The organism is Pseudomonas thivervalensis, assembly GCF_001269655.1.
Classification (GTDB): domain Bacteria; phylum Pseudomonadota; class Gammaproteobacteria; order Pseudomonadales; family Pseudomonadaceae; genus Aquipseudomonas; species Aquipseudomonas thivervalensis.
In genome coordinates, this window is record NZ_LHVE01000008.1 from 96,644 (window position 1) to 110,318 (window position 13,675).

Genomic DNA, 13,675 nt, shown 5'->3' on the forward strand with positions numbered 1-13,675 from the left:
GCGAGAGGGGCTGAAAGATTTCATGTTCGGCTCAGCTTGTTTCATTGATGTCTCGCGGAAGTTTCAGTCCATGGAAATCGATCCGTTGTTGCGAATCCTGGCGAGCCAGAATGGTTCCGACCTCTACATGTCCACGGGCGCACCGCCGTGCGCGCGTTTCGAGGGGGTGCTCAAACCCTTGGCTAACGAGGCCTTCAAAGTCGGCGACATTGCCCGGCTCGCCGAGTCTTTGATGGACGCCGAACAGCGCCTTGAGTTCGATCGGGAACTGGAAATGAACCTGGCGATCTCCCTGGCGGGCGTCGGGCGGTTCCGGGTCAATATCTTCAAGCAGCGTAACGACGTGTCCATGGTGATCCGCAACGTCAAGCTGGACATCCCGCGCTTCGAAGACCTGAAACTGCCCCGGGTGTTGTTGGACACCATCATGCAGAAACAGGGGCTGATGCTGTTCGTCGGCGCGACTGGCTCGGGCAAGTCGACCTCCCTGGCGGCGCTGATCGATTACCGCAATCGCAACAGCAGCGGCCACATCATCACCATCGAGGACCCGGTGGAGTATATCCATCGGCACAAGAAATCCATCATCAACCAACGGGAAGTCGGTGTCGACACCCGCAGTTTCCACGCGGCGCTGAAAAACACCCTGCGCCAGGCGCCGGATGTGGTGCTGATCGGCGAGATCCGCGACCGGGAAACCATGGAGCATGCCCTGGCGTTCGCCGACACCGGGCACCTGGTGATTTCCACCTTGCATGCCCATAACGCCAACCAGGCCCTGGACCGGGTGATCAATTTTTTCCCGGAAGAGCGCCGGCCGCAGTTGCTGAACGACCTGGGCAACAACCTCAAGGCCTTCGTTTCCCAGCGCCTGGTGCGTACCCGCGCGGGTCAGCGGCGGGCGGCGGTGGAGGTCATGCTGGGTTCACCGACGGTGGCCGACCTGATCCGGCGCAACGAACTCGGTGAGCTCAAGTCCATCATGGAGAAGTCGGAGGAACTGGGGATGCAAACCTTTGACCAGGCGCTGTTCGACCTGGTGGTCGAAGGCGCCATCGATGAAGAAGAAGCGCTGAAAAATGCCGACTCGGCGAACAACCTGCGATTGCGTTTGAAGCTGCATACCGAGTCGGGGGCGGCGGCGCCACCGTCTGATCCGGCGGCGGGTGAGTGGGGGTTGATGGATTGATCGGGTCGGGCACGGCCTTGTGGCGAGGGGATTTATCCCCGTTGGGCTGCGAAGCAGCCCTAAAACCTGCTATCTCGGTGTGTCAGACAGAGTGAGTTGACTGAGTGTAGGACTGCTGCGCAGCCCAGCGGGGATAAATCCCCTCGCCACAGGAGCTATTGTGCTCAAGTAGCAAGCTCCGGTCGATCCCGAAATTGCTCCAAAGCCCCGGGGTTGGCCAGGGCATCGGTGTTCTTCACCGCCTCGCCATGCACTACGTTGCGCACCGCCAGCTCCACCACTTTGCCGCTGATCGTTCGTGGAATATCACTGACCGCGAGGATCTTCGCCGGCACATGCCGAGGCGTAGTGTTGGCCCGGATGACCTGGCGGATTCGTTGTTCCAAGGCTTCATCCAGCGTCATGCCATCACGCAGGCGCACGAACAGCACCACCCGCACATCACCTTGCCATTGCTGGCCGATGGCGACGCTGTCCAGTACCTGCTCGACCTTTTCCACCTGCCGGTAGATTTCCGCCGTGCCGATGCGCACGCCGCCGGGGTTGAGCACGGCGTCGGAGCGCCCGTGGATCAACAGACCGCCGTGGGGCAGTTCCTCTGCATAGTCACCTTGGGCCCAGACCCCGGGGAACTGGGCGAAGTAGGACGCGCGGAGTTTTTCCTGCCGAGGGTCGTTCCACAAACCAATGGGCATCGCCGGGAAATGCCGGGTACACACCAACTCACCTTTTTCACCGATGACCGGCGTACCGGCCTCGTTCCAGACCTGCACGGCCATCCCCAGGCTCTTGCCCTGCATCTCGCCCCGGCGGACCGCTGACAGCGGGTTGCCGTTGACGAAGCACGACACAATGTCGGTGCCGCCGGACATCGAGGCCAGGCAGACGTCGGACTTGAGGTCACGGTACACGTAATCGTAGCTATGGGGCGCCAGCGCCGAACCGGTGGACAGGAGGGTTTTCAGGCTGTCCAAACGGTGCGTATGCCGCGGCTTGAGGCCCTCGCTTTCCAGGGCCGCGAGGAATTTTGGGCTGGTGCCGAAGACGCTGATGCGCTGCTGATCGATCAGGTCCAGCAAGCGCTGGGGACCAGGATGGAACGGCGAGCCATCGTAGAGCACCACCGCGCTGCCCACGGCGAGGGCCGACACCAGCCAGTTCCACATCATCCAGCCGCAGGTCGTGTAGTAGAACAACCGATCCTCGGGGCCGAGGTCGACGTGCAGGCCATGTTCCTTGACGTGTTGCAGCAGCACGCCGCCGGTGCCATGGACGATGCACTTCGGCACGCCGGTGGTGCCACTGGAGTACAGGATGTACAGCGGGTGGTCGAAAGGAACGCTGACGAATTCAGGCTCGCCACCGCTTTGGTAAAAGTCGTTCCACAACGCGACGGCGGCCGAGGTCTTGAAGTCCTCGACATGGGCCTCAGGCTGGGCATAGGGCAGCACGATCAATTGCTGCAATGACGGCAACCGTTCAAGGATTTCATTGACTTTGGGCCGCTGGTCGATGGTTTTCCCGGCATAGCGATAACCCGCGCAGGTGATCAACACCTTGGGCTCGATCTGGCCGAAGCGGTCGATGACGCCCTGGGTGCCGAAATCCGGCGATGAGCACGACCAGATCGCCCCGAGGCTGGTGGCGGCGAGCATCGCCACCAACGTCTGCCAGGTGTTGGGCATGCAGGCGGCGACCCGGTCACCCTGGGTGACGCCGGCGCCTTGCAGGCTTTTTTGCAGGCCGGCCACATGGGCGGCGAGTTCGGCCCAGGTCAGTTGTTCTTCGCCGCCGTTTTCGTCCAGCGCCACCACCGCGATGGCGTCATCGCGGCGGCGCAGCAGGTGTTCGGCGAAGTTCAGCGTGGCGCCCGGGAACCACTGGGCGCTGGGCATTTGCGCACCCTCCACCAGCACCGCGTCGGGCGCTTGGTGAAAGCGAATCTCGAAGAAATCGACGATGGCCTGCCAGAACGCTTCGCGCTGGTCGATGCTCCAGGCGTGCAGGGCGGGGTAGTCGTTCAGTGGCAGGTGATGCCGCGCGTTGACGAACCGGCGAAAGGCGTTCATGCGCGACTGGGCGATGCGTTTGGGGCTGGGTTGCCAGAGAATGTCGGACATGGGGTGCCTCTTGTTTTTTCGGGCTTATAAGCATTGCAGCACAAGGCGTTATTTATGGCGAGAACCGCTTCTGTGGCGAGGGAGCTTGCTCCCGCTCGGCTGCGTAGCGGCCGCCTGTCGGGCCTGCTGCGCAGTCCAGCGGGAGCAAGCTCCCTCGCCACAAAGAGCGTGCTCGCCACAGAGCTCGCGGCGTTACTGGGCCAACCACCCACCATCGATATTCCACGCCGCCCCCCGCACCTGGCTCCCGGCCTCGCTGCACAGGAACAGCACCAGTTCCCCCAGTTGCGGCGGGGTGACGAATTCCAGGGACGGTTGTTTCTCGGCCAGCAGGTCATGCTGGGCCTGTTGCGGGTCGACGCCGCTGGCAATGCGGTCGTCGATCTGTTTTTGCACCAGCGGCGTCAGCACCCAGCCCGGGCAGATGGCGTTGCAGGTCACGTTGCTGGTGGCAGTCTCCAGCCCAACCACCTTGGTCAGGCCGATCACCCCATGCTTGGCCGCGACATACGCCGCCTTGCCCACCGAACCCACCTGACCATGCACCGAGGCGATATTGACGATCCGTCCCCAGCCCTTGGCCCGCATGCCTGGCAGGCTCAGGCGGGTGGCGTGAAACACCGAGGACAGGTTGATGGCAATGATCGAATCCCAACGCTCCACCGGGAACTCTTCCACGGCGGCCACGTGCTGGATCCCGGCGTTATTCACCAGGATATCCACGCCACCGAACTCGCGCTCGGCGTAGGCGAGCATGTCGGCGATCTGCGTCGGGTCGCTGACATCGGCCGGATGATGGCCGACCTTGCCGCCGAACTGTTTCACCTCGGCGATCACCGTCGAGGCGTCGCCGAAGCCGTTGAGGATCAGGTTGGCCCCGGCCTTGGCCAGGCTCAGGGCAATGCCCAGGCCGATGCCGCTGGTAGAACCGGTGACCAGGGCGGTCTTGCCCGAAAGAGGGGTTGTCATGGGGAACCTCACACAATGCCAGTGGCGTAGAACACACCGATCACGAAGAACACCGCGAGGGTCTTGATCAGCGTAATGCAGAAAATGTCTTTATAGGCTTCGCGGTGGGTCAGGCCGGTCACCGCCAACAGGGTAATCACCGCGCCGTTGTGGGGCAGGGTGTCCATGCCGCCGCTAGCCATGGCGGCCACCCGGTGCAGCACTTCCAGGGGAATGTTGGCGGCGTGGGCGGCGCTGATGAAGGTTTCGGACATCGCCGCCAAGGCGATGCTCATGCCACCCGAGGCGGAACCGGTGATGCCCGCCAGCAGCGTGACGGTCACGGCTTCGTTGACCAACGGGTTGGGAATGTTCTTGAGCCAGTCGGCCAGCACCAGGAAGCCCGGCAAGGATGCGATGACGGCGCCGAAGCCGTATTCCGACGCGGTGTTCATCGCCGCCAGCAACGCACCGCCCACGGCGCTCTTGCTGCCTTCGGCCAGTTTGCTGCGAATGGCCCGGAAGCCGAACAGCAGGACCATGATGATGCCCACCAGCAACGCCGCCTGTACCGCCCAGATCGCGGTGAGCTTGGCGATGTCGCTGGTCACTGGTGTCGCCATGCCCGGCAGCGCCAGGCTGTGGGTCTTGCCATACCATTGCGGGATCCACTGGGTGAACAGCAGGTTCATGAGCCCCACCGCCAGCAGCGGCGAAACGGCGATCCACGGGTTCGGCAGCTTGATGTCTTCGGCGGTTTCCGGCTCGTTGCGCAACTCGGTGCCGTAGCCTTCACCCACACGCTGGGCCTTGTTGCGCTGGCGTTGCAGGAACAGCATGCCGAGGCTGAACACGAAGATCGTACCGATCACCCCCAGCCACGGTGCGGCCCAGGCGGTGGTGTTGAAGAACGTGCTGGGGATGATGTTCTGGATCTGCGGCGTGCCGGGCAGGGCGTCCATGGTGAACGAGAACGCACCGAGGGCGATGGTGGCCGGGATCAGCCGCTTGGGAATATTACTCTGGCGGAACATCTCGGCAGCGAACGGGTACACCGCGAACACCACGACGAACAGCGACACGCCGCCATAGGTCAGCACGGCGCAGACCAGCACGATCACCAGCATGGCCTGGCGCGTCCCCAGCAAGCGAATCGCCGCGGCGACGATGGAGCGGGAGAACCCCGACAGCTCGATCAGCTTGCCGAATACCGCGCCGAGCAGGAAAACCGGGAAATACAGTTTGATGAAGCCGACCATTTTCTCCATGAACACCCCGGTGAAGGCAGGGGCGACGGCGGACGGGTCGGTGAGCAGGACGGCACCGAGGGCGGCGATCGGGGCGAAGAGGATAACGCTGTAGCCACGGTAGGCGGCGACCATCAGCAGCGTGAGGGCTGCCAAGGCAATGATCACACTCATGGTGTGTCTCCTGGGATTGTTATTGTTGTGGTGAAGCTTGGAGGGGGCTATAGCGAGTTTTGTGCCAGATGTGTAACAGGCTGAAATATAAGGGGTTTATTTGAGTTTGTAGGGGTGGGTTGAAAGATTTGTCTCTGATTGGAGATTTTTAGGGGCTGAGCTGACCTCATCGCGAGCAAGCTCGCTCCCACAGGTTGATCGTGTATTCCAGGAGAGCCCCCGTTCCCTGTGGGAGCGAGCTTGCTCGCGATGAGCGCAAAGCGCTCCAAAGCAGCAGTCTACTTTTAGAGAAATTAAGTCTCTTTATTGAGATTCGGCAATCCCCAACGCCACCATCTTCTTGTACAACGTCGACCTCCCCAGCCCCAATCGCTCCGCTGCCTCGACCACCTTGCCCCCGCATTGCGCGAGGGTGGTTTCGATCAATTGCCGGTCGAAGCGCGCCCGGGCCTGGCTGAAGGTTTCGTGGGGCAGGGGTTCGACGTTCACGTCCACCGGCGCGAACGTCCCGATGGCCGCGCGGATGTCCGCCGCCGTGAGCACCAGGTCATCGCTGAGCAGCGCGGCCCGCTCCAGCACATTGCGCAGTTCACGGATGTTGCCCGGCCAGGCGTGTTGTCGCAGCAGGTTGAGGGCGGCGGGGTTCAGTTCGTGCTGGCTGCGCAGCTCTTCCAGGATCGCTTCGCTCAAGGCCGCCAGATCCTCCAGGCGCTCGCGCAACGGCGGCACCTGGATCGGCAGCACGTTGAGGCGGTAATACAGGTCAGCGCGGAACTCGCCGCGCTTGATTGCCGCTTCCAGGTCCATGGACGTTGCGGCGATCACCCGCACGTCGCTTTGCAGCACCTCGTTGGAGCCCACCGGCTCGTATTCCTTTTCCTGGAGCACACGCAGCAGTTTGCTTTGCAGCGGCAATGGCATGTCGCCGATCTCGTCGAGGAACAGCGTGCCGCCCTGGGCAATCTGCAACTTGCCGGCGCGGCCCTTGCGGTCGGCCCCGGTAAAAGCCCCCGGCGCGGTACCGAAGAACTCGGCTTCCAGCAGCGATTCAGGAATCGCCGCGCTGTTGATGCTGACGAATGCCTTGTGCGCCCGCGGCGAAGCGCTGTGGATGGCCTGGGCCAGCAGCTCCTTGCCGGTGCCGGTTTCGCCGAGCAGCAGCACCGGCGATTCGGCGCTGGCGCTGCGCCGGGCACGGCGCTTGACCTCAAGGCCGGCGTTGCTGGTGCCAATGAAGTGAGCAAAATTGTACTTGGTCTGCCGCGCCCGCAGCAGTGAGCGGGTGGAGGCCAGTTCTTCCTGCATGCTCAGGTAGCGCTTGAGCATCGGCGACAGGCTGCGCAATTCATCGAACAAGGCAAAACCGATGGCACCGATCACCGCGCCGGCGTTGTCGTGGATCGGCAGGCGCATCACCACCAACGGTTCCTTGGGTGTGTCCTGCATGTCCAGCAGGATCGGCCGCCCGGTGCGCACCACTTCCCGCAACAGACTGCCGGGAATCACGCTTTCGCAGGCCCGGCCAATCGCTTCCTGCGCCGAATTCAGGCCGAAACGACGGGCGTAGCGTTCGTTCATCCAGACGATGTTCGCGTCACGGTCGACAATCACCGTGCCTTCGCTGGACTGCTCGATGATCTCGAACAACGAACGGATCGCCAGCGTGCGCACGCGCTTGTAATCCTTGAGGCTTTCGGTGGGGTTCATCAATATCGTCCCGAATAGGTGATGTCAGTGCCGCCGTCATCGCGAGCAGGCTCGCTCCCACATGGGATCTTCGGTGTGCTGAAGACCCACTGTGGGAGCGAGCCTGCTCGCGATGGACGCGACGCGGAACCAAGTCTTGTGCAGGATTATGCCCACCCCGGATGCGCCGCCGCCAACAACTCCTTGGTATAGGGATGCTGGGGCGCGTCGAACACGTCGTGGCTGGCGCCTTGCTCGACCACTTTGCCGTCCTTGATCACGATCATGTCGTGGGCCAGGGCGCGGACCACCGCCAGGTCATGGCTGATGAACAGGTAGGTCAGGCCATGCTTTTCCTGGAGCTGGCGCAGCAATGCGACCACTTGTTTCTGCACGGTGCGGTCCAGGGCCGAGGTCGGTTCGTCCAGCAGGATCAGGGCTGGCTTGAGCACCAGGGCCCGGGCGATGGCGATGCGTTGGCGCTGGCCACCGGAAAACTCATGGGGGTAGCGGTGGCGGCTCCGCGGGTCGAGGCCGACTTCCTTGAGGGCCTGGATCACCTGCGCTTCACACTCCCCGGCGCTGGACCGACTGTGGACTTCGAGGCCCTCGCTGATGATCTGCTGCACCGACATCCGCGGGCTGAGGCTGCCGAACGGGTCTTGGAACACCACCTGCATCTGCTTGCGCCACGGCCGCAGTGCCTTGTGGGATAACTGTTCGAGGGCCTGGCCCTGAAAGTGGATGCTGCCTTCGGATTCGATCAGCCGCAGGATCGCCTGGCCGAGGGTGGACTTGCCGGAACCGGATTCGCCGACGATGCCCAGGGTCTTGCCGCGCTGGACACTCAGGCTGATGCCGTCCACGGCGCGCAAGTATTCCTTGCGCCGGAACAATCCGCCGCCGAGGGCGAAACTCACGCGCAGGTCGCGCACCTGCAAGACGTCTTCGCGTTCGTCCCGGGGCAAGGCTTCGCCTTCCGGCTCGGCGTGCAGCAGTTCGCAGCTATAGGGATGTTTCGGTGCGCTGAACAGGGTTTCGCAAGGTGCCTGCTCGACAATTTCCCCGGCTTTCATCACGCACACCCGCTGGGCGATGCTGCGCACCAGGTTGAGGTCGTGGCTGATCAGCAACAAGGACATGCCGAGCCGTTGCTGCAAGGATTTGAGCAGCAGCAGGATCTTGCGTTGCACGGTCACGTCCAGCGCCGTGGTCGGTTCGTCGGCAATCAACAGCTCCGGCTCGCAGGCCAGGGCCATGGCGATCATCACCCGTTGCCGCTGGCCGCCGGAGAGTTGATGAGGGTAGGCCTTGAGCCGCTCGGCGGGTTTCTGGATGCCCACCAGGGCCAGCAGTTCCAGGATGCGCTGGCGCGCCGCTTTGCCGCCCAGGCCCCGGTGCAGCATCAGGGTTTCACCGATCTGCTTCTCGACGCTGTGCAGCGGGTTCAGAGAGGTCATCGGTTCCTGGAAGATCATGGCGATGCGGTTGCCGCGCAACTCCCGCAGGGTCTTGGCCTCGGCCCCCAGCAGTTCCTGGCCGCGATAGCGAATGCTGCCGGTGGTGCGAGTGCCGGTCTCGGGCAGCAATTGCAGGATCGAATGGGCCGTCACCGACTTGCCGGAGCCTGATTCGCCTACCAGGGCCAGGCATTCGCCGGGGCGGATATCCAGGCACAGGTTGCGCACCACCGTCTGGTCGTTGAAGGCCACGCTCAGGTCGCGGATTTCGATCAGGTTGTCGCTCATCTCAAGGTTCCGCTTCATGGCTGTTTTCAAGACCGTGGATCAAAGGCGTCGCGCAACGCCTCGCCGATGAATACCAGCAGGGAAAGAATCAGCGCCAAGGTGAAAAACGCCGTCAACCCCAGCCACGGCGCTTGCAGGTTCTGTTTGCCTTGGGCGATCAACTCGCCGAGCGATGCGCTGCCGGCCGGCATGCCGAAACCGAGGAAGTCCAGGGCGGTGAGGGTGGAGATCGCCCCAGTGAGGATGAAGGGCAGGTAGCTCAGGGTGGCGTTCATCGCGTTGGGCAGGATATGCCGCACGATCACCTTGCGGTCGGACAGGCCCAGGGCCCTGGCCGCTTTTACGTATTCGAGGTTGCGTCCGCGCAGGAACTCGGCGCGGACCACGTCCACCAGGGCCAGCCAGGAAAACAGCGCCATGATCCCCAGCAGCCACCAGAAATTCGGCTCGACGAAGCCGGACAGGATGATCAACAGGTAGAGCACCGGCAGCCCCGACCAGACTTCCAGCAAGCGCTGCCCGAGCAAGTCCACCCAGCCGCCGTAATAGCCCTGCAACGCGCCGGCGGCGATGCCGATCAGCGCGCTGATGGCGGTCAGGGCCAGGGCGAACAGGATCGACACCCGTGCGCCGAAGATTACCCGGGCCAGCACGTCCCGGGACTGGTCATCGGTGCCCAGCCAGTTCACCGCCGAGGGCGGGCTCGGGGCCGGCTGGTTGAGGTCGTAGTTGGGCGTGTCGTCGCTGAACGGGATCGGTGGAAACCACAACCAGCCGCCGTCCTTGTGGATCAGGTTCTGCACGTAGTTGCTGCGGTAGTCGGCCTGGAACGGTAGCTGCCCGCCAAATTCCTGCTCGGTGTAGCGCTTGAACACCGGGAAATACAGCGAGCCCTGGTAGCTGACCACCAGCGGCTTGTCATTGGCGATCAACTCGCCACCGAGGCTCAGGACGAACAGACCGATGAACAGCCACAACGACCACCAGCCCCGGCGGTTTTTCTTGAAACGCTCGAAGCGTCGACGGCCCAACGGGGAAAGCTTGAACATCAGGCGTTCCTCGCGGCGAAGTCGATGCGCGGGTCCACCAGGGTGTAGCAGAGGTCACCGATGAGTTTGATCAGCAGGCCGAACAGCGTGAAGATGAACAGCGAGCCGAACACCACCGGATAATCCCGCGAAACGGCGGCCTCATAGCTCATGCGTCCCAGGCCGTCGAGGGAGAAAATCACCTCGATCAGCAGGGAACCGGCAAAAAACACGCTGATGAACGCCTGGGGAATGCCCGAGACCACCAGCAGCATCGCATTGCGGAACACGTGGCCATACAGCACCCGGCGTTCGCTCATGCCCTTGGCCCGCGCGGTGACCACGTACTGGCGGGTGATTTCATTGAGGAACGAGTTCTTGGTCAGGATCGTCAGGGTGGCGAAGCCGCCGATCACCAGCGAGGTGACCGGCAGCACCAGGTGCCAGAAATAATCGGCGATCTTGCCCAGCGTCGACAGCGACTCGAAGTTGTCCGACACCAGCCCGCGCACCGGGAACCAGTTCAGCGAGGTGCCGCCGGCGAACACCACGATCAGGAACATCGCGAAAAGAAACGCCGGCATGGCGTAGCCGATGATGATCGCGGTGCTGCTCCACACGTCGAATGCCGAACCGTGACGCACGGCCTTGCGAATGCCCAGGGGGATCGACACCAGGTAGGTGATCAAGGTCGCCCAGAGCCCGAGGGAGATGGTCACCGGCATTTTTTCCAGGATCAGGTCGGTGACCGTGGCGCCGCGAAAGAAGCTCTTGCCGAAGTCGAGGCGGGCGTAGCTGCTGAGCATCAGCCACAGGCGCTCATGGGCCGGTTTATCGAAGCCGTATTGTTTTTCGATATCCTTGATCAACTGTGGGTCGAGGCCGCGACTGGCGCGGGAGCTGCCGGTCATCTCGCCGCCCGAGCTGCCGACACTGCCTCCGCCGATGCCTTGCAGGTGGGCGATGGCCTGTTCCACCGGCCCGCCGGGTGCGGCCTGCACGATGACGAAATTCACCAGCAGGATGATCACCAGCGTGGGAATGATCAGCAGCAGGCGCCGCGCGATATATGCCCACATCAGTGCGGTCCTCCGGGTGTGCCGCGCTTGAGGCGTTCGGCGCGCATCTGCTCGTTGGTCAACGGAGTGGTGCTCACTTCCCACCAGCTTTCGATGGCTTCGTCATTGCTGGCCTGGACCTTCGGAATGCCGAAGCGGTTCCACCACACGGTCGAGCTGCCCGGCGGGTAATAGTTGGGGATCCAGTAGTAATTCCATTGCAGCACCCGATCCAGGGCATGGGCATGGCGCAGCATATCGGCCTGGGTGCTGGCCTTGACCAGCCCGTCGATCAGCGCGTCCACCGCCGGGTTCTTCAAGACCATGTAGTTGTTGGCCCCCGGATCGTTGGCGGCCGCCGAACCGAAGTAATTGTAGAGTTCCATGCCCGGCGAGGTGCTGACGGGGTAGCCGGTGATGATCATGTCGTAGTCGCGACTCATCAGGCGATTGACGTACTGGGACGCGTCGATGCGGCGGATGTTCATGTCGATGCCGATTTGCGCCAGGGTTCGCTTGTAGGGCAGCAGCAGGCGGTCGATGCCGTTCTGGCTGTTCAAGAACGTGAAACTCAGCGGTTCGCCCTCGGCATTCACCAGGCGATCGCCGTCAGGTTTCCAGCCGGCCTGTTCCAGCAAGGCCAGGGCTTGCAGTTGTTTGTCGCGGATCACGCCGCTGCCATCGGTTTTCGGCGCCTGGAAAACCTGGGTGAAGACTTCGTCGGGAATCTGCCCGCGCAACGGCTCGAGAATCGCCAGCTCGCCGGCATCCGGTAGCTGGCGGGCGGCGAGGTCAGTATTGGAAAAGAAACTCTGCTGACGCACATAGAGGTTGCGCATCATCTGGCGGTTGCTCCATTCGAAATCCCAGAGCATGGCCAGGGCCTGGCGCACGCGGCGGTCCTGGAACTGCGGTTTTTGCAGGTTGAAGACAAAGCCCTGGGCGGTCTGGGGCGCCTCTTTGGCCAGGTGGGCCTTTTGCAGGCGCCCGTCCTGCAGCGCCGGGCCGTCATAGCCGATGGAATAGCCCGTGGCGGAGAACTCGCGGTTGTAGTCATAGGCGCCGCCGCGCAGCACCTGGCGGGCGACGTCGGTGTCGCCAAAATACTCGATGCTGAAATGGTCGAAATTGTAGAGCCCGCGACTGACCGGCAAGTCCTTGCCCCACCAATCGGCATTGCGTTCGAAGGTGATGCTGCGCCCGGAATCGACCTTGCTCACCCGGTACGGGCCACTGCCCAGTGGCGCTTCGTAGCCGCCGCCGTTGGCAAAGTCGCGGGTCTTCCACCAATGTTCGGGAAAAACCGGCAGGGTGGCGATGTCCAGGGGCAGGGTGCGGCTTTCGTTGTTCTTGAAGTTGAAGCGAACGATGCGCTCGTCCTCCACCACGACGTCCTTGACTGCCGCGAACTGAGTGCGATAGCGCAGGCTGCCTTGGGTCATCAATAGCTCGAAGCTGTAGCGCACGTCCTGGGCGGTGATGGGCTTGCCATCGGCGAAACGGGCCTTGGGGTTCAGGTAGAAACGCAGGGAGAGGCCATCGTCGGCCCGCTCCATCTTCTGCGCCACCAGGCCATAGACGGTATAGGGCTCATCCAGTGAGCGCTGGGCCAGCGGCGAATACAGCATCCCGTCGATCTGACTGACGCCGATGCCTTTGTCGATGTAGGGCAGGATGTGGTCGAAGTGGCCAATTTCCACGGCCGAGCGGCGCATGGTCCCACCTTTTGGGGCCTGGGGATTGGCGTAGGCGAAGTGGCCGAAGCCTTCGGCATATTTGGCGGGTTCGCCATAGACGGTCAGGGCATGTTGCGGTGCTGCCTCGACGCCGGAGGTGCCTGTGAGCAGGACCATGGCAGTCAATAGCAGTGAGGGAAACGCCAGTCGCATTGTCAGCCTTAAAAGCCGGGTGATCGATGACACGATTTGTACGCGAGCTGCGCCTGAATCGCCAGCCCTTGTGGCGAGGGAGCTTGCTCCCGCTCGATTGCGAAGCAATCGCAAGGCAACCGGCGCATTCTCCGTTATGGATGCGTGAATTGCCTGGGGACAGCTTCGCAGCCCAGCGGGAGCAAGCTCCCTCGCCACACTTGGATCACATCACCCTTGAGTGAGTGGTCTCTGGGCTTGGATCAATCCTGACGGCTGGTGACTTCCAGCAGGTGGTAGCCGAACTGGGTCTTGACCGGGCCCTGGACCACATTGATCGGTGCGCTGAATACCACGGTGTCGAATTCCTTGACCATCTGGCCCGGGCCGAACGAACCCAGGTCGCCGCCCTGGCGGCTGGACGGGCAGGACGAGTTGGCCTTGGCGATTTCGGCGAAATCGGCACCGGCTTCGATCTGGGCCTTGAGTTCGTTGCACTTGTCTTCGGTGGCAACCAGGATGTGACGGGCAGTGGCTTTGGCCATGGGGTAAATTCCTTTCGATGTATTTAAAAGCGTTGAGCCTACCGGATTCATTGACGGGGTGTTG

At 62.7% G+C, this 13,675-nt stretch carries 10 protein-coding genes; 1 reads left to right on the forward strand and 9 read right to left on the reverse strand.

What is annotated here, in order from left to right:
* Nucleotides 1–70 precede the first annotated feature (70 nt).
* A complete protein-coding gene (locus AD659_RS12210; protein ID WP_053121582.1) occupies nt 71–1,189 on the forward strand; it encodes a PilT/PilU family type 4a pilus ATPase in 1,119 nt (372 codons plus the stop codon).
* A gap of 164 nt (nt 1,190–1,353) precedes the next feature.
* Here the strand turns inward: AD659_RS12210 and AD659_RS12215 are convergent, their stop codons facing one another.
* The 9 genes from AD659_RS12215 to AD659_RS12255 form a co-directional block, all read right to left on the reverse strand.
* Entirely contained in the window at nt 1,354–3,309 is a 1,956-nt protein-coding gene (locus AD659_RS12215; RefSeq protein ID WP_053121528.1) for an acetoacetate--CoA ligase, read from the reverse strand.
* Between the two features lie 192 nt (nt 3,310–3,501).
* Nucleotides 3,502–4,278, reverse strand: a complete 777-nt coding sequence (locus tag AD659_RS12220; protein WP_053121530.1) for a 3-hydroxybutyrate dehydrogenase — start codon at nt 4,276–4,278, stop codon at nt 3,502–3,504.
* A gap of 8 nt (nt 4,279–4,286) precedes the next feature.
* Entirely contained in the window at nt 4,287–5,678 is a 1,392-nt protein-coding gene (locus AD659_RS12225; protein ID WP_053121532.1) for a GntP family permease, read from the reverse strand.
* 303 nt (nt 5,679–5,981) lie between these two features.
* Nucleotides 5,982–7,385 carry a sigma-54 interaction domain-containing protein gene (locus AD659_RS12230; RefSeq protein WP_053121534.1) on the reverse strand — a complete coding sequence of 468 codons (1,404 nt, stop codon included), beginning with the start codon at nt 7,383–7,385 and terminating at the stop codon, nt 5,982–5,984.
* Between the two features lie 146 nt (nt 7,386–7,531).
* Nucleotides 7,532–9,112 carry an ABC transporter ATP-binding protein gene (locus tag AD659_RS12235; protein WP_053121584.1) on the reverse strand — a complete coding sequence of 527 codons (1,581 nt, stop codon included), beginning with the start codon at nt 9,110–9,112 and terminating at the stop codon, nt 7,532–7,534.
* Between the two features lie 26 nt (nt 9,113–9,138).
* Complete coding sequence (locus AD659_RS12240) at nt 9,139–10,161, reverse strand: ABC transporter permease (protein WP_053121536.1); 1,023 nt, start codon at nt 10,159–10,161, stop codon at nt 9,139–9,141.
* Nucleotides 10,161–11,219 carry a microcin C ABC transporter permease YejB gene (locus AD659_RS12245; protein WP_053121538.1) on the reverse strand — a complete coding sequence of 353 codons (1,059 nt, stop codon included), beginning with the start codon at nt 11,217–11,219 and terminating at the stop codon, nt 10,161–10,163. Before AD659_RS12245 ends, AD659_RS12240 begins: the two co-directional genes overlap by 1 nt.
* Nucleotides 11,219–13,087: an extracellular solute-binding protein gene (locus AD659_RS12250; protein WP_053121540.1), complete on the reverse strand. Its 1,869-nt coding sequence runs from the start codon at nt 13,085–13,087 to the stop codon at nt 11,219–11,221. The genes AD659_RS12245 and AD659_RS12250 overlap by 1 nt, the downstream gene beginning before the upstream one ends.
* Nucleotides 13,088–13,329: 242 nt before the next feature.
* A complete protein-coding gene (locus AD659_RS12255) occupies nt 13,330–13,611 on the reverse strand; it encodes a peptidylprolyl isomerase (RefSeq protein WP_053121542.1) in 282 nt (93 codons plus the stop codon).
* Nucleotides 13,612–13,675 lie beyond the last annotated feature (64 nt).